The 16,451-nt window shown below is 69.3% G+C and carries 12 protein-coding genes and 2 pseudogenes; 9 read left to right on the plus strand and 5 right to left on the minus strand.

Features of this window, described 5'->3' with window-relative positions:
• Positions 1 to 196: 196 nt before the first annotated feature.
• From BJY14_RS37990 to BJY14_RS38030, 8 genes and pseudogenes are all read left to right on the plus strand, one after another.
• Positions 197 to 1,513: an ABC transporter substrate-binding protein gene (locus tag BJY14_RS37990; RefSeq protein ID WP_179848014.1), complete on the plus strand. Its 1,317-nt coding sequence runs from the start codon at positions 197 to 199 to the stop codon at positions 1,511 to 1,513.
• Positions 1,513 to 2,451 carry a carbohydrate ABC transporter permease gene (locus BJY14_RS37995; protein ID WP_179848015.1) on the plus strand — a complete coding sequence of 313 codons (939 nt, stop codon included), beginning with the start codon at positions 1,513 to 1,515 and terminating at the stop codon, positions 2,449 to 2,451. Before BJY14_RS37990 ends, BJY14_RS37995 begins: the two co-directional genes overlap by 1 nt.
• 12 nt (positions 2,452 to 2,463) lie before the next feature.
• Positions 2,464 to 3,309 carry a carbohydrate ABC transporter permease gene (locus BJY14_RS38000; RefSeq protein WP_179848016.1) on the plus strand — a complete coding sequence of 282 codons (846 nt, stop codon included), beginning with the start codon at positions 2,464 to 2,466 and terminating at the stop codon, positions 3,307 to 3,309.
• A 13-nt stretch (positions 3,310 to 3,322) separates the two neighbouring features.
• Positions 3,323 to 4,447 carry a GntR family transcriptional regulator gene (locus BJY14_RS38005; protein WP_281382165.1) on the plus strand — a complete coding sequence of 375 codons (1,125 nt, stop codon included), beginning with the start codon at positions 3,323 to 3,325 and terminating at the stop codon, positions 4,445 to 4,447.
• On the plus strand, positions 4,444 to 5,448 hold the full coding sequence (locus tag BJY14_RS38010; protein ID WP_179848017.1) for a Gfo/Idh/MocA family protein: 1,005 nt from the start codon (positions 4,444 to 4,446) through the stop codon (positions 5,446 to 5,448). Before BJY14_RS38005 ends, BJY14_RS38010 begins: the two co-directional genes overlap by 4 nt.
• Positions 5,435 to 6,898, plus strand: a complete 1,464-nt coding sequence (locus BJY14_RS38015) for a sulfatase family protein (protein WP_179848018.1) — start codon at positions 5,435 to 5,437, stop codon at positions 6,896 to 6,898. Before BJY14_RS38010 ends, BJY14_RS38015 begins: the two co-directional genes overlap by 14 nt.
• Before the next feature lie 564 nt (positions 6,899 to 7,462).
• Positions 7,463 to 8,430 (plus strand): annotated as a pseudogene (locus BJY14_RS38025) (IS481 family transposase).
• Between the two features lie 253 nt (positions 8,431 to 8,683).
• Positions 8,684 to 9,760 (plus strand): IS110 family RNA-guided transposase, encoded by a 1,077-nt coding sequence (locus BJY14_RS38030; RefSeq protein WP_179849899.1) that lies wholly within the window; start codon positions 8,684 to 8,686, stop codon positions 9,758 to 9,760.
• Between the two features lie 110 nt (positions 9,761 to 9,870).
• Here the strand turns inward: BJY14_RS38030 and BJY14_RS38035 are convergent.
• Positions 9,871 to 10,763: pseudogene (locus BJY14_RS38035) on the minus strand (IS5 family transposase).
• Between the two features lie 557 nt (positions 10,764 to 11,320).
• On the opposite strand from BJY14_RS38035, the gene BJY14_RS38040 reads away from it, so the two are divergent.
• Positions 11,321 to 12,142 (plus strand): ATP-binding protein, encoded by an 822-nt coding sequence (locus BJY14_RS38040; RefSeq protein ID WP_246397719.1) that lies wholly within the window; start codon positions 11,321 to 11,323, stop codon positions 12,140 to 12,142.
• Positions 12,143 to 12,539: 397 nt separating this feature from the next.
• Here the strand turns inward: BJY14_RS38040 and BJY14_RS38045 are convergent, their stop codons facing one another.
• Genes BJY14_RS38045 through BJY14_RS38060 form a run of 4 tightly spaced genes read right to left on the minus strand, consistent with a single transcriptional unit; the run spans position 12,540 to position 16,307 of the window.
• Positions 12,540 to 14,075 (minus strand): amidohydrolase, encoded by a 1,536-nt coding sequence (locus tag BJY14_RS38045; RefSeq protein WP_179848021.1) that lies wholly within the window; start codon positions 14,073 to 14,075, stop codon positions 12,540 to 12,542.
• Positions 14,076 to 14,091: 16 nt separating this feature from the next.
• Positions 14,092 to 14,823 carry an amino acid ABC transporter ATP-binding protein gene (locus tag BJY14_RS38050; protein WP_179848022.1) on the minus strand — a complete coding sequence of 244 codons (732 nt, stop codon included), beginning with the start codon at positions 14,821 to 14,823 and terminating at the stop codon, positions 14,092 to 14,094.
• A complete protein-coding gene (locus BJY14_RS38055; RefSeq protein WP_179848023.1) occupies positions 14,823 to 15,476 on the minus strand; it encodes an amino acid ABC transporter permease in 654 nt (217 codons plus the stop codon). Before BJY14_RS38055 ends, BJY14_RS38050 begins: the two co-directional genes overlap by 1 nt.
• A 12-nt stretch (positions 15,477 to 15,488) precedes the next feature.
• Entirely contained in the window at positions 15,489 to 16,307 is an 819-nt protein-coding gene (locus BJY14_RS38060; RefSeq protein ID WP_179848024.1) for a transporter substrate-binding domain-containing protein, read from the minus strand.
• Between the last annotated feature and the right edge of the window lie 144 nt (positions 16,308 to 16,451).

The raw sequence follows: 16,451 nt of genomic DNA on the forward strand, positions 1-16,451 counted from the left end.
TGGTCGAGCGGTGCCGTCTCCGGCGGTCGGAAAGCAATGAATCAGGAATCTTTGCGGGCAGATCATCCCTTGAACCGCCGACTCTACGGAGAGTCAAGGCAGTTCAGAGAGATTCATTCCTCATTCATCGTGTTGACTCAAAGAGGACTGTTCTCCAGGATACCGACATCGGTTCCATCTCTAGGAGTGATGTCCGATGTACGGATCCCTCCCCCCTCGACTACGCCGCCGGGTGATCGGCGGAGCCCTCGCCGCTTCGGTGGCCGTCTCGGCGGCGGCCTGCTCCGGCGGCGGCGAGCAGAATTCGAAGACCCTCGTCTACTGGTCGATGTGGAAGGCCGGTGAGCCGCAGGCGCAGGTCCTGTCCGCCGCCATCGACTCGTTCACCAAGGAGACCGGCGTCAAGGTGAAGGTCGAGTGGAAGGGGCGCGAGGTCGCCAAACAGCTCGCCCCCACGCTCAACACCCGCAACGTGCCCGCCGACCTCATCGACTCGGCCGACCGGTTCGTCAAGTCCACGTTCGAGGCCACCGGGCAGGGCCTGGACCTCAATCCCGTCTACGAGCGGCCCGTCCCCGGCGAGGAGGGCAAGAGCGTCAAGGACGTCGTCGACCCGAGGTACCGGCGGTACGCCACCGAGGACGGCAAGGCCTGGCTCCTGCCGTACGAGGTGCTGGCGACCCAGATCTGGTACGACGGCAAGTCCCTCAAGGACGTGGCAGATGCGCCGCCCCGGACCTGGGACGAGCTCGTCAGGCTGCTGGACGGGCGCAAGGCCGCTCGCGGCGGCGGCCCGCTGGCGCTGGACGCCGACGTCGCCGACTACCCCGCCTACTGGACCTACCAGGCGGTGCTGGCCGATATGGGGCCGGGCGCCTTCGCGGCGGCCGCGACCGACAGGACGGGCGCCAAGATGGACGACCCGGCGTTCCTGGCCGCCGTCCAGAAGATCGAGAAACTCGTCAAGGGCGGATACTTCGCCGACGGCTACAACGGCAGCAAGTTCCCCGCCATGCAGCAGAAGTGGGCCACCGGCGGCGCCGACTTCCTGCTGATGGGCAACTGGGCGCCGAAGGAGACCCTGACCTCGGCCCCCAAGGGCTTCGAGTACCGCTCCTTCCCCTTCCCGGCGGGCGCGGCTGGCAAGCCGGTCCAGTCGGTCTCGCTGATCGGGTTCGGCATCCCGCGCAACGCGCGGCACTCCGACGCGGCCCAGCGATTCATCGCCTACTTCATGAACAAGGAACGGCTGTCGAAGATCTCGACCGTGGCGAGCAACCTCACCACGCGCGCCGACATCCCGGTGCCGGCCGTGCAGGCCGACGTGAAGAAGACGCTGGACGGCGCCGAGACGGTCCCCGACCTCGACGGGGTGAAGATGAACCAGTCCGGCTGGTACACCAAGGTCTTCCAGCCGGCCGACACCGATCTGGTCACCGGGAAGATCTCCGCGGCGCAGTTCGTCGCGAGGCTCAAGAAGGCGACCGTCGACTACTGGAAGCTCAACGGCTGATGGCCGCCACCGCCGTCCGGAAGGCCCGGCCCGCGCACGCCGCCGCCGCCGCGCACGCCAGCCCGCTGGAACGCCGCCGCAGGCGCCTGTTCTGGCCGTTCGTCGCCCCCGCGCTGCTGTTGTACGCGGTGTTCTACATCGTGCCGACGCTGGTGACCGCCTGGATCAGCCTCAACGACTGGGCGGGCGCGGGGCCGATGCGGTTCGCCGGGCTCGACAACTACCGCCGGCTGATGCTGGACCCCGTCTTCCACGACGCGTTCACCAACACGCTGGTCATCCTGTTCGTCGTCGGCGGGGCGACGTTCGCGCTGAGCTTCGTGATGACGATCATCCTGCGGGACATGGCGGGGCGGAAGGCGGTCCGGTCGATCATCTTCTTCCCCAACATCGTCTCCGGCATCGTGCTGTCCATCCTGTGGGGATTCCTCTTCCAGGCCGACGGGGTGGTCAACACGGCGCTGCGCGGCGCCGGCCTGGCCCACCCGCCGAACTGGCTGGGCGCCCACCTGTTCACCGTCATCATGATCGGCCTGGTGTGGGCGCAGACGGGCTTCTTCACCACCATCCTGATGGCGGCGGTGGACCGCATCCCGAGGGAGCTGTACGAGGCGTGCGACCTGGAGGGCGCGTCCGCGCTCCAGCGGTTCCGCCACGTGACGCTCCCGCTGATGTGGGACGTGGTGGGCGTCTGCGCGGTGCTCTGGAGCATCCACGCGATCAAGCTTTTCGAGTTCATCTACGCCTTCGCCGGCGCGGCCGGGCAGCTCCCGCCGACCCACGTGTGGAACACCGCCGTCTACGCCTACGCCGAGGCCTTCAGCGGCGTCCCCCGGTACGGCTCCGCGGCCGCGACCGGCATGGTCATGCTCGCCCTCGTCGCCGTGCTGGTGGTGCTGCTGCGCCGCCTGTTCCGCCGCGACGGCGTCCAGTACTGAAAGGAGACCGGGGTGTCCGTGATCCGCAGAGCGCCGCGGCCGGCCAGGCACGCGGGGGCCGCCTTCGCCTGGCTGTTCGCCCTCTTCAGCGTGGCCGTCGCGGTCTGGATGGTGCTGAACTCGCTCAAGTCCACCCGGGCGGTCTTCGACGACCCGTGGGGGGTGCCGACCGACCCGCGGTGGGGCAACTACGCGCGCGCCTGGCAGGCCAGCGACTTCGGCATCGCCGCCCTGAACACCGTCATGGTCGTGTTCGGGACGGCGGTGGCGACGATCGCGCTGGCCGCGCCCGCCGCCTACGCGCTCAGCCGCCTGCTCAGCCGCTGGAACACCGGCCTGACCGTCTTCTTCGCCCTCGGGCTGGGGATTCCGGCGCAGGTCATGATCCTGCCGCTCTACGTGATGATGAACCGGCTCTACCTGGTGGACAGCCTGGTGGGGCTGTGGATCCTCTACGTCGCCACGTCCATGCCGTTCACGGTGTTCTTCCTCACCGGATTCTTCGGATCGCTGCCGAGGGAACTGGAAGAGGCCGCGGCGCTCGACGGCGCCTCACCGAACCGCACGTTCTGGCAGATCATGCTGCCGCTCGCGCGCAGCGGCGTGGTCACCGCGCTGATTCTCAACATCATCCAGCATTGGGGTGAGACGCTGTTCGCCTTGATCTTCCTGCAGAGCGAGCACAAGGCCACGCTGTCGATCGCGCTGCTCGGCTTCCTGCAACGCATGCAGTACAACGGCGCCGACTGGGGCGGCCTGTTCGCCGGAGTCTGCACCGTGGTGCTGCCGCTTCTGGTGTGTTACGTCTGGCTCGGCCGGCGGATCATCGAAGGCATGACGCTCGGTTCGTTGAAATGAGTGCAGGGGCGAAATGAGTGCGGAAAGAAAGAACGGCGCGGACGGCGCCGCGGCGGGCAGGGAACTGAAATTCCGGAAGATGGCCGGGCAGTTGCGCGCACAGATCCGCTCGGGCGCCTGGGTCGCCGGAGCGAAGCTGCCGACCGAGCAGGAACTCGCCCGCCTCCACGGCGTCAGCCTCACCACGGTCCGCCGCGCCATGGAGGATCTGGCCGAGGAAGGGCTGGTCGTCCGGCGGCAGGGCGCGGGCACCTTCGTGGCCGGGCAGCGGCCGGCGGTGCACGGCGAGGGCTCGGTCGTCGGCGTGATCGTTCCGGACACGACCCTGTACTACCCGAAGGTCCTCAAGGGCATCGAGGAGACCCTCGCGTCGGCCGGCGCCCGCCTGATGCTGGCGTGCGCCCACTACAACCCGGCGGAGGAGGAGGCGGCGCTGCAGCGCATGCTCGGCTCCGGCGTCCACGGCCTCCTGGTCGTGCCCACCCTCATCGGCTCGCCGGACCCGGCGGCGGTCGTCCGCCACCTGGCCGGGCTGCCGGTGCCCACCGTCCTGATCGAGCGAGGGCTGGACGGCCACGACGACCACGCCGACCACGTCCGCACCGACCACCGGGCGGGCGGCTACTCGGCCGTCCGCCACCTGGCCGCGCTCGGCCACAACCGCCTGGCCCTGCTGACCCGCTCGGAGAACCCCACCTGCGAGCCGGTGAGCCGCGGGTTCCAGGCGGCGGTGTCCGACCTGGACCTGACCGTCGTCCCCCCGTTCTCTGCGCCCATGCGCGCCTGGAGTCCCCAGGTCGCGGAGGACAACGTCCGGCGGATCACCGGGGAGGGGGCCACCGCCGCGGTGTGCTTCGGCGACAAGGAGGCCGCCTTCGTCGTCTCGGCAGCGCGGCGCCTCGGCCTCGCCGTCCCCGGCGACCTGGCGATCGTCGCCTACGACGACGAGATCGCCGAGATGGCGGAGATCCCGCTCACCGCGGTGTCCCCGCCGAAGCGGACGCTCGGGCGCCGCGCGGCCGAACTCGTCCTCCAGCGCATGCGGGAGCCCGACCTGCCGGTCCACCAGATCCGGCTGCGCCCGGAGATCGTCGTGCGCCGGTCCTGCGGCGCCGCCCAGAGGGAGACCCCTTCATGACAGACCTGCGTCTCGGGCTGATCGGCGCGGGCGCCGTCGGCCTCCTGCACATCGAGGCCGCACGGCGCGTGCCCGGCGTCGCCGTCACGGCGGTGTGCGACCTGAACCCGGCGACGGCCCGCCGCGTCGCCGCCCCGCTCGGCGCCCGCCACTACCGCGACCACCGGGACCTGATCGCGGCCGGGGAGGTCGACGCCGTCCTGGTCAACACCCCGCACGCCGCGCACACCGGCATCGTCTGCGACGCGGCGGCGGCCGGGCTCCACGTGCTGGTCGAGAAGCCGATGGCCACCTCGCTGGACGACTGCGACCAGATGATCGCCGCCTGCGCCGCGGCCGGCGTGCGGCTGGCCGTCGGGCACATCCAGCGCCATCTGCCCGACAAGGCCGCGGCCAGGGCCGCGCTGGTCGCGGGCGAGATCGGCGAACCGGTGCTGGTCTCCGACCGGCGCGGCTCCGACTACCGCGCCGGCTCGCGTCCGGACTGGTTCCTGGACCCGCGGCTGTCCGGCGGCGGAGTGTTCATCAACATCGGGGCCCACTGCGTGGACAGGCTGCTGTGGCTCAGCGGCCGGGACATCGAGCGGGTCGACGCGACGCTCAAGGACCCCCCGGTCGAGACCGACGTCCTGGCGCGGCTGACCCTCACCGGCGGCCTGACCGCGCACATCGCGGTGACCAGCACGGGCCCGCTGCCCGCGCACGACGAAGTCGTCGTGGTGGGGGAGACGGGGACGCTGTCGGCCTCCCCGCACACCGGCACGGTCGTCCACAAGGACGGCGCCAAGACGTGGCTGCACCGCCCGGCCCCCGACGACATCCCCTCGGCCTTCGCGGCCCAGCTCACCGACTTCGCCCGCGCCATCGCCACCGGAACGCGGCCCGCCGCGGACGGCCCGCACGGCCGCCGCGTCGTCCAGGCCGTGCTCGCCGCCTACTCCTCCGCGGAACGCCGCGCGCCCGTCTCGCTCTCCTCCGGAGACCTCATTGGCAAGCCGTGACCCCGCCCGCCCCAACGTCCTGCTCATCCTGAGCGACGACCAGGGCCACTGGGCCCTGGGCTGCGCGGGCAACCCCGAGATCCGGACCCCGAACCTCGACTCCCTGGCCGCCTCCGGCGTCCGGCTGTCGCGCTTCTTCTGCGTGTCGCCGGTGTGCTCCCCGGCCCGCGCCTCGCTGTTCACCGGCCAGATCCCGTCCCAGCACGGCGTCCACGACTGGATCAGCAGGCGGCACGCGGGAGCCGACGGCGCGGACTTCCTCCGGGGACGGCGCCTGTTCACCGACGACCTGCACGAGGCTGGCTACCGGCTCGGCATGATCGGGAAATGGCACCTGGGCGCCAACGACCGGCCCCGGCCGGGATTCGTCCGGTGGCTGGCCCACGAGAGCGGCGGCGGCCCCTACCACCGCGCGGTGCTCTACGACGAGGGCGCCCGCCTCCAGCCGCCGGACTACCTCACGGACGTGCTCACCGACCAGGCGTGCGCGTTCGTTGCCGACGAGGCGCGGCGCGACGAGCCCTTCTACCTGTCGCTGCACTACACCGCCCCCCACAAGCCGTGGAAGGGGCATCACCCCCGCGAGTTCGAAGCCCTCTACGACGACTGCGCCTTCGCCTCCTGCCCGCAGGGCTCCCCGCATCCCTGGCAGCCTCTGGAACCGGACGGCACGCCGGTCGGCGGCGAACCCGACGTGCGCGCCGCCCTGGTCGGGTACTTCGCGGCGGTGTCGGCGATGGACGCGGGCATCGGCAGGGTGATGGAATCGCTCGCGCGTTCGGGGCTGGCCGAGTCGACCCTGGTCGTCTTCACCAGCGACAACGGGTTCAACTGCGGGCACCACGGCATCTGGGGAAAGGGCAACGGCACCTTCCCCCAGAACATGTACGACAGTTCCGTCATGGTGCCTGCCATCGTGAGCCAGCCGGGCCGCATCCCCGCCGGCCGGGTGAGCCCGGAGCTCCTGTCGGCCTACGATCTGCGGCCCACCCTGATGGACCATCTCGGCCTGCCCTACGACGGCGGCGGGCTGCCCGGCAGGTCGTTCTCCGACGTCCTGTCCGGGGCGCCCGGCGACGGCCGCTCATCGGTGATCGTGTTCGACGAGTACGGGCCCGTCCGGATGATCAGAACCGAGGGCTGGAAGTACGTCCACCGCTACCCGCACGGCCCGCACGAACTCTACGACCTGGCCGCCGACCCCGGGGAAGAACGCAACCTGGTCGACGACCCCGGATCGGCGGCCGTCAGCACTGAGCTGGCGGGACGCCTGGACGCCTGGTTCGCCCACTACGTCGACCCGGCGGTCGACGGCAGCCGCCTGCCCGTCACGGGAGGCGGCCAGGCCGAGCCTCTGCGCCCGGGCGCGACCGCGAACGCCTTCGAGCCCCTGACCGGCGTCCGCCTGCCCGATCGACGAGCACCCTCCACCTGGCCGCGAGAACGCTGAAGTCAAAATCGGACCTTCATAACGGCCATATCAGCCTATACGGCCGCAACACAACCCGCACCGTTCTGCGCAGTCGTCATGCAGTTGTAAGGCACTAAAGACTTCCACGACACGTTCACCGGCAGCGTCCAGGACGGCCGTCAATCCGGCGCCAGCGTCCCGCGCGTTCGATCGCCCAGCAGCGCCTGCCGGGAAATGGAGCTCTGCGAACTCCAGCAGTCGGGCGTAGCCGCGAGCGTCGGTGGAGGCCTCCAGGTGTGCGAGCACCGCGCCCAGCGAGGTGACCGCGGCAGCGGCCAGCGTGTCTCGATGGATGTCCACGCCGATCACGGCATCGACTGCTCTGCCAGCATGACCATGCGTTTTTCCCTCCGGCTGACGACCGTGGATGGCATCGGCCCGGATGGGATCACCACGCGGCAGAACTGTGATAGGTCAAGCCGGCTAGGTGTGATGTCCAGGGAGGTTGTACCGCTCGGTGTCGGTGAGTCTGTCTGACAGATGAAGGCCTCCGGTTGTGAAGTGGAGCTGTCTAGTTCACCGCTTCGCCGACCGGAGGCCTTCATGTCCCACGCTAATGCCGCTCTGACCCCGCGCGCCCGTTTGCGGCTCGCCCAACTCGTCGTTGACCGTGGCTGGACCTATGCTGCGGCGGCCAAGATGTTCATGGTCGCCCCACGCACCGCCAGAAAGTGGGCCGACCGCTACCGGGCCGAAGGCGCCGCGGGCATGACCGACCGCAGTTCCGGCCACACTCCAACCCGAACCGGACCAGTCCGGCCCTGGTCCGCCAGATCGTGCAGCTGCGATGGCGCCACCGGCTCGGGCCGGTCCAGATCGCCGGCCGGCTCGGGATGCAGGCATCCACCGTGCACGCCGTGCTCGTGCGATGCCGGATCAACCGGCTCTGCCACATCGATCGCGTCACCGGTGAGCCCCTGCGCCGCTACGAGCACCCGCACCCCGGCTCCCTGATCCACGTCGATGTCACCAAATTCGGCAACATCCCCGACGGAGGAGGACACAAATTCCTCAGCCGCCGGCAGGGCCGGGCCAACGGCATCGCCACAGCACGCCGCACCGGACAACGCGGCAGGCACTACCGCCCGCTGATCGGGACCGCCTACGTGCACACCGTCATCGACGACCACTCCCGCCTGGCCTATGCCGAGATCTGCGCCGACGAGAAGGCCGCCACCGCCGTCGCAGTCCTGCAACGAGCCGTGACATGGTTCACCGAGCGCGGTGTCACCGTGGAACGGGTCCTGTCCGACAACGGCTCGGCCTACAGATCCCACACCTGGCGTGACGCATGCGCCGAACTCGACATCAACCACAAGCGGACCCGCCCCTACCGGCCACAGACCAACGGAAAGATCGAACGCTTCCACCGCACCCTGGCCGACGGCTGGGCCTACGCCCGACTCTATGAGTCAACCGAGCAACGCAACGCCACCCTGCCGTCCTGGCTCCACTTCTACAATCACTGTGAGTCTTTAGGTGGCTGGTCTGGGACTGGCCGGTCAGAGTAGGCGTCGGTTGCTCCGGCTTAAGTCGTGACTCATACCATCACTGGCCCCACCAGGGTGCATTTCGGTGGACTTGTCCGTCCTTGGGACGGAGCGGCCGGCGCCACCTGGCCCACCTCGGTGTCCTGATCAGGAGATTGCCCGACCGTCAGGTCGTGGCCCGTCACAGTGCTGCCCCGAAGTGACTTCCCCCAGGCCGGCGCCGGTCGCAAGCGGCCGGACCGTGTTCCTGGAACAGGAAGGGCTTCCGACCGCCGTGACTATCGCCGCGCACAACCATCCGTTCGTCATCGGGGTGGACACCCACGCCCGCAACCATGCTCTGGCCATCCTGGCCGCTACCGGGCAGCAGATCGATTCGGCCGAGTTCCCCACGACCAAGGCGGGCATGACCCGCGCGATCGCCTGGGCTGCCCGCCGGACTGGCGGCGACCTTGCCGCCCTGTGGGTGATCGAGTGCGCCGCCACTTACGGCGCCCGGTTCGCCCATGCCGTGGCCGAGGCCGGCTACCAGGTCCTCGAGGCGCCGCGGATGAACGCTCGCGCTCACCGTGGGGTCGGCAAGTCCGACCCGCTGGACGCCCGCAGGATCGCCGAGGCCACCTTGCCCCTGGAGGAAGACCAACTGCGGCACCCGCGCCATGGCGACGGTGAACGCGCCGCACTGCGGGTCCTGCTGGCCGCCAGAGACCACATGACCACAGAACGCACAGCTGCCGTCAACGCGCTGATCGCGCTCGTGCGGGCCGTCGACCTCGGGGTCGACGCTCGCCACCCGCTGAGCAACCAGCAGATCATCGACATCTCCCGCTGGCGCGCCCGCGACGAGCCGCTGGCCGCCGCGACCGCCCGTGCTGAGGCGGAGCGTCTGGCCAAGCGGATCGTCACCCTCAACGAAGAGTTGGCCGCCAACCAGAAAACGATGGAGGTCCTGGTTCGCTCCACGCCTGCGGCTGGGCTGCTGGACAAGATCGGGATCGGGCCGGTCACCGCAGCAGTCTGCCTAACCACCTGGTCACACCACGGCAGGGTGCGCTCAGAGGCCGCCTTCGCCTGCCTGGCGGGGGTGAACCCGATTCCCGCGTCATCGGGAAACACGGTCCGCCACCGACTCAACAGGGGCGGCGACAGACGCCTGAACCGCGCCCTGCACATGGCGACCATCACCCGCATGATCCACGACCCCGCCACCCGCGAGTACGTCGAGCGCCGCCGCGCTGAAGGACGCACCAGAAAAGAGATTCGACGCTGCCTAAAGCGCTACCTCGCCAGACAGATCTACCGACACCTCAACGCGACCGCCACCACGGCACTCCTACTTGACGGAACATAGGAGAGTCCACCGCGCCCACTCCGCCATCGGAGGCCAGCCACCGATCACCCGGCTGACCAACCTCCCTGGACATCACAGCTAGGGCGGACTAGGGCGTGTTTTGAAAGGGGTCACAGCCACTCGTTGATTGCGGCGATATGGACGGTGGCCTGGTAGCGGACGGCGAGCTTGTCGTACCTGGTCGCTACCGCGCGGTGGCGTTTGAGCCGGTTGATACCGCACTCGACGGCATGGCGGCCGCGGTAGTCGACCGGGTCGAAGGCGGGCGGACGGCCACCGCGGCTGCCGCGCCGCTGCCGGTGTCCCGCCTGGTCGTCGGGCACCGGGATCGTGGCGGCGATGCCACGCCGACGCAGATGAGTGCGGATCGCGTGGGAGGAATAGGCCTTGTCGGCCCGCACCCGCTCGGGCCGGGTCCGGGGACGGCCGCCCTCGGGACGGGCCACGCGGATGCCGGCCATCACCACCTCGAACTGCGGAGCGTCCCCGCGCTGCCCGGCGGTGATCACCAGCGACAACGGCTTTTGCCCTTGCTCGCAGGCCAGATGCAGTTTGGTCGACAACCCGCCCCGAGAACGCCCCAGCGCGTGATCGTCGGGCTCGTGGCTCACCCCTCCGGGCGGCTCGGCCTGCGCAGCCCCCTTTTGCGGGCGCCGGCAGCGTGCTGGTGCGCCCGCATGACGGTGGAGTCCACGTTCACCTCCCAGGTGATCAGCCCCGCCGAGTCCGCCCGGGTCTGCAGGGCGGCCAGGACGCGCGCCCAGGTGCCATCGCGCTGCCATCGGCGAAACAACCCGTACACCGTCTGCTAGGGCCCGTACTGCACGGGCACGTCCCGCCACGGGGAACCGACCCGCACCCGCCATCGGATGCCGTCGATGAGTTGCCGCCTGCTCCATTTCGGCGGACGACCTGTCGGCCTGGGGGCCGGCAGCAACGGCTCCAGCACCGCCCACTGCACGTCGGTCAGGTCGAACCGCCTCGTCACCGCTAGGGTGGCCACGAGGTCTCCGGGACATTGGTCTTCTTGGTCGAAGAACCACCTACCGGAGACCTCACTGCGTCCCGGGCACTGACACGCCCACACCGCACGATCACTTACAAAACAGGCTCTAGCTGCTAATCAAGCCAACAGGTGGGCCAGGCCGACGTCAGCGCCCGAGCAGACGTCTCGGCGCACAAGGCAACGTCCAGCTCATCGCTTTCGGTGCCGGTTCGGTTGTGGGTCATGCCCCGGTGCCGACGTCGAGCCTGGCAGGCCCATCCGGGCCGTGGCTCAAGAATCACAGCTCGGTTGCTTCTCAAGGGTCGTGACCAATGGTCTAGATGCATAACTTTAAGTTATGCATCAACCGATGGCCGGTGACGCATACCGACCGTAATATTCTTGGTGCTCCCCCGGCGGGCGCTCGCGCCGCCGATCACTCCTTCTCCTTGGACTCCTAACTGTGGGCGTGCGGCCGAAATGCGGTCTCGTCGGCATTCAGCGCGAGAGCCCTTCTCGCCCTTTCCGCTTTTGGGGCCCGCGCGTTATCGACGACTTGCATGGAAAGCGATGTTATGCCGGAAAAGCCGCATACGCCGGGAACAGCGGGGACAAAGCTGGCCGAGGGCGCGTTTTCGGCATGGCCCTTGCCGCCCGGCCCAAGGGCGGCGGCGGTCGCGCGTGCCGTCGTCCGGTCGGTGCTCGACGAGCTGGATCTGCCCTCGGAAATCGTGAGCGACGCGCAGACGATCATCTCCGAGCTCGCCACCAACGCCGTCGTGCACGGCGACCGGGAGAGCGCCGAGGTGTGGGCGTACCTCAGCCGCCACCCTTCTCCTCGGCTCAACCTCAAGGTGTTCGACGCCGCGCCCTGGCGGGGGAGCGGCGCCGCCGACCCGGCGGCCACCGTCACACCGACCGCGCCGATCACCGGTGAGCAGGCCTCTGACGCCTACAGGGGCCGCGGCCTGATGCTCGTGAACGCGCTGACCGGGGAGGCCGGCGGATGCTGGGGCATCCACCCCACCCGGCGTCGGCTCGGCCCGGACCCCGTGCCCGGCAAGGCCGTCTACTTCACGGTCCCGCTGCCGAAGTCGTCCGCGGCCGCCCTGCCCCCGCCCGCCCCGGGCCCGCTGCCCGAACGGCTCCGCGAGCTCGCCGGCGCGCGCGGGCTGCGGTCCCTCGTCTCGCTCGGCGAGGCGACAGTGGTGCACTTCGGCGCCGGACTGTGGGTCTGGGTGAAGGACCGGGCACTGCTCTGCGAGCTGCCGGGGCGCGGCCTCGTCCGGTACCCGCCCTCTGATGCGGTCGAGGTCGTCGAGCAGATGGTCCGGCTGTGTGAGGAGAGCACAGCCGACGGTGCCGCCCCGCTCGTCCCGTCGTGGGACATGTGCTGATCGGAGGCCGCCTCCACCGATTCTCGGGCCGGTCCGCCCAGATCCTCCGAACGTGCCGGAGGTGGTGGCAATCACAGCGCGGCGGGCAGCCCGAAGGCGGCGAACGCACTGGAGCCGAAGATTGTGACTTCGGCCGTGACCTCTTCCTCGACGGTCAACTGCAGCTCACGTGCGTTGAGGCCGTGCAAGATCGGCGCCCAAGCCTTGAAGATCGCCGTACGGCCCTGGTAAACGCGGGTCCGGCGCCCGCGTGGCCATTGCGACGGCGGCTCCTCGTCGGCCTACTGCAGAGCCCCCGTGCCGACGCCGACCACCGCCCTGCGACCGTGTCTGAGCAGACGGCACTACCCGCTGGAACAACTTGCCCGCTCATCTAGGACGCTGCGGCGCTGGGGATTCACAGCGTGTAGATGGTGCGCCCTTCAAGGATGGTCCTTAGGCAGGTGGGATCTTCGGTTTCGGGATCCATGGCGGGCAGACGGGTGCCGGGATCCAATGCCGTGCAGTTCCAGATGGCGAGAGAGCCCGGTTTCCCTGGCGCCAGGGATCCGCCATCGCGGCCGGCCGCCCGCCACCCGCCGATGGTGTGGGCACGAACTGCTTCGGCTACCGTGATCCTCTGCTCGGGGTTGTGATGGTTGACGGCGGCGCGGATGGCCTGCCAGGGGCCCATCGGCATGATGGGGGAGTCCGAGCTGAGTGCGAGCGGTACTCCCGCGTCAAGGAGTGCCCGGAACGGATTCATCGACCTTGCCCTGGCTCCGCCGAGCCGGTTTGCGTACATGCCGCCGGTCCCACCCCAGAGTGCGTCGGCGATCGGTTGGACGCTGGCCGTGATCCCCAGCCTGGCCATGACCGCGATCATGTCGGCGTCGAGCATTTCGACGTGCTCCAGCCGGTGGTGGGCAGCCCTGATGCGTTCAGTCCCGATGAGGATCGCCGCGACTTCGAAGCCGCGCAGGACGGTCTGCAGCGCACCGTCGCCGATGGCGTGGAACCCGGCTTGGAGGCCCTGGCCGGTGCAGTCCAGGACATGCTCGGTTACCTCTGCGACGGTCCGGTAACCGTGGCCGGTGTTTGCGGGTTCGTCGGTGTAGGGGCTGGTCAGGCAGGCGGTGTGCGATCCGATCGAGCCGTCGGCCAGGAGGTCGCCGGCCAGGCCGGCCAGGCCGTGCCGGCGGGCGAGTGCGGTGGCGCCGATCTCGCCCCAGTAACCAATCACCTCCGGTAGGGGCTCGCTGCGGGCCAGTTCAAGGAGCGCGGAAAGGTCGTCCTCGCTGGACAGGCCCGGTGCGGCGTTCTCGTGCAGGCAGCCGATGCCGCGCCGGGCCGCCTCCCGCAGCGTTCGGCGCTGGACGCGGCGGCGCTGCTGTGCGGTGAGGCTGTCAAAGGCGTACCGGCGGATGATGTGGTGCGCGTCCAGCCTCACCGGCTCTTCCGGCTCGAAGCCGGTGTGCGTGCGGGCCTGTGGGACGGCTGCCAGCAGTGCCGTGGACACGACCGCGGAGTGGGCGTCGGTCCTGGACAGGTAACAGGCCGCTCCGCGGGCGGCGGCGTCGAGTTCAGCGGTGGTGGGGGGTCGGCGCTCTGGCCAGCGGGTCTCGTCCCAGCCGTGGCCGATCAGGATCTCGTCCGGGCGTGCGGCGGCATGTTCGGCGAGCCGCCGCAGCGCTTCCCCTAAGGACGGGCAGCCGGTGAGGTCCAGTCCGTCCAGCGCCACCCCGGTCGCGGTGACATGGACATGGGTGTCGACGAAGGCGGGGGTGACCAGCGCGCCGGCAAGGTCCACGACCTGGTCGGCCCCGTGACCATCGGCCTCGGGGTCCTGATCGCGGCCCACCCAGACGATGGTGTCGCCCTGTAGCAACAGCGCCGTTGCGGCATCGTCCACGGGTGAGTGGACGATGCCGCCCCGGTACAGCACACGTGACATTCGCGTCCCCCTTTGTTCAGCGTTCGAGTACTGCGCGCAGAAAGGCCCGTGCCCGCGGCGTGGCCGGTTCGTCGAGGACGGCCTGTGGCCTGCCCTGTTCGATGATCCCGCCGTCGGCGACCAGGACCACGCGGTCGGCGACCTTGCGGGCGAACTGCATCTCGTGGGTGACGACGAGCATGGTCATGCCCTCGGCTGCCAGCGTCCGCATGACCTCCAGGACCTCACCGACGAGTTCGGGGTCGAGCGCGGAGGTCGGCTCGTCGAACAGCATGAGCTGGGGGCGCATCGCGAGCGCGCGGGCGATCGCGACCCGCTGCCGCTGCCCTCCCGACAAGCTGGACGGGAAGGCGTCGCACTTGTCGGAGAGGCCGACCTTGTCCAGCAGTTGATGAGCCTCCTCCCGGACTTTGTCGCGCTGCCCTCCCGCCACCTTGACCGGCGCGCACATGACGTTGCCGAGCACCGTCATGTGGGGGAAGAGGTTGAAGTTCTGGAAGACCATCCCGACATTGCGGCGGATGCGGTTGAGCGGGCCCGGCTGGTAGGAGAGCCGTTCGCCGCTGATGTCGATGGTCCCCGCGTCGAGCCGTTCCAGGCCGTTCACACAGCGCAACAAGGTGCTCTTACCCGCCCCGGACGGTCCGATGAGCACGACCACTTCGCTCTGGCGCACATCCAGGTCGACGTCCTGGAACACCGCGAGCGGCCCGAAGGCCTTGGTTGCCCCGCGGATCTGGACCAGCATCAGACGCCGTACCTTCCCAAGCGCCGTTCCAACATTCGGACGCCTCCCGACAACAGCAGGACGATGGCGAGGTAGTAGATCCCGACTATCACGAAGAACTCCAGCGGCCGGAACTTCTCCGCGGCCACGATCTGCGCGGTCCGGAACAGTTCGGCGACGGTGATGAACGCCGCGACGGAGGTGTCCTTCACCGCGATGATGAACTGGTTGCCCAGCGAGGGCAGGACGGTGCGCAGTGCCTGCGGCGCGACGACAAGGCGCATCGTCTTCCAGGAGCCCATGCCCAGTGAGCGGCCCGCCTCGACCTGCCCGGTGGGCACCGCCTGGATCCCGGACCGGTAGATCTCTGCCACGTAGGCCGCGTTGTGGGCCGTCAGCCCTATCACACCGGCCCAGAACGCCTCGATGGTCAGGACCGAGGCCAGGCCGAAGTAGATGATGAACAGCTGGGTGACCAGAGGCGTCCCCCGGATGAGGGCGATGTAGCCGGTCGCCGCTGCTCGCACTGTCCTCAGCCGACTCAGCCGGCAGTAGGCCAGGGCGGCGCCGAGGACGGCGGCGAGCACGATCGACCACAGCGCCAGCTGCAGCGTGAGCCACAGCGCCTGCAGGAAGGTCGGCGCGGTCTGGATGAAATCGGAGAGCCAATGCATGAAGGGCGGCTCTCACGGTTGGGTGGGGGAGATGCCGAACCAGTGCTGGAAGATTCTGGTGTAGGTGCCGTCGGCCTTCATGTCGGTGAGCGCCTTGTTGACGGCCGTCAGCAGCCTGCGGTGCTTCTTGCGGACTGGGATGGCCGCTGAGTTGTCCAGCAGCGCTGGCCCCACCGGCTTGACCTGCATGCCGCCCTTCTTGGCGGCGTAGGCACCGACGAGCTTGTCGACGATCGCGGCGTCGGCGCGTCCGGTGGGAACGTCCTTGAGGGCGTCGACGTCACTCTCATACGTCTTCACCTTCTCGACATTGGACCTCTTCTTCATCGCGGCTTCGAAGGTGCTGCCCAGTGGGACCCCGACCACGGCTCCGCGCAGGTCGTCGATGGATCGGGCGGTGGAGTCCGACTTCACCCACAGGAACGCGCCGGACTTGTAGTAGTCGGAGGAGAAGTCCACCACCTTCGCGCGCTCCGGTGTGTTGGTCATCGAGCCGACGATCGCGTCGTAGCGGCCCGCCTGGAGACCCGCGAGGAGGCTGTTGAACGCTCCGGTGGACGGCTTGGGCGTGAGCTTGAGCCGTTTCGCCACCTCCGTTCCGATGGCGACGTCGAACCCGGTGAGCTTGCCGTTCTCGTAGAAACTGAACGGGGCGAGCTGCCCGCTCAGGGCGAACGTGAACTCCCCATCGCTGACGAGTCCGTAACCGGAGTCTCCGCCGCTGCCCGAGCCGCCCTCGAGCCCGGCGCACCCGCCGAGCAGGACGGCCGCGATCACGATGGCACCGCCCCGGACGGCCGCCCTCCTGCCCGCCCTCCGCCTGCCCGCCATCCGCCTGGCACCATCCTCTACGCATCGGCCGACTTTCCTGCGGCTACTGAGCGTGCTGACGATCATGGTCAAACTCCATGTTCGGTCTTGATGGGTTGGGAAGCCCTCTCGCACACCACTTCAACCAGTCAGGGTCTTTGGCGG

The sequence above is a fragment of the Actinomadura luteofluorescens genome, assembly GCF_013409365.1.
In the GTDB taxonomy this organism is placed as follows: Bacteria; Actinomycetota; Actinomycetes; order Streptosporangiales; family Streptosporangiaceae; genus Spirillospora; species Spirillospora luteofluorescens.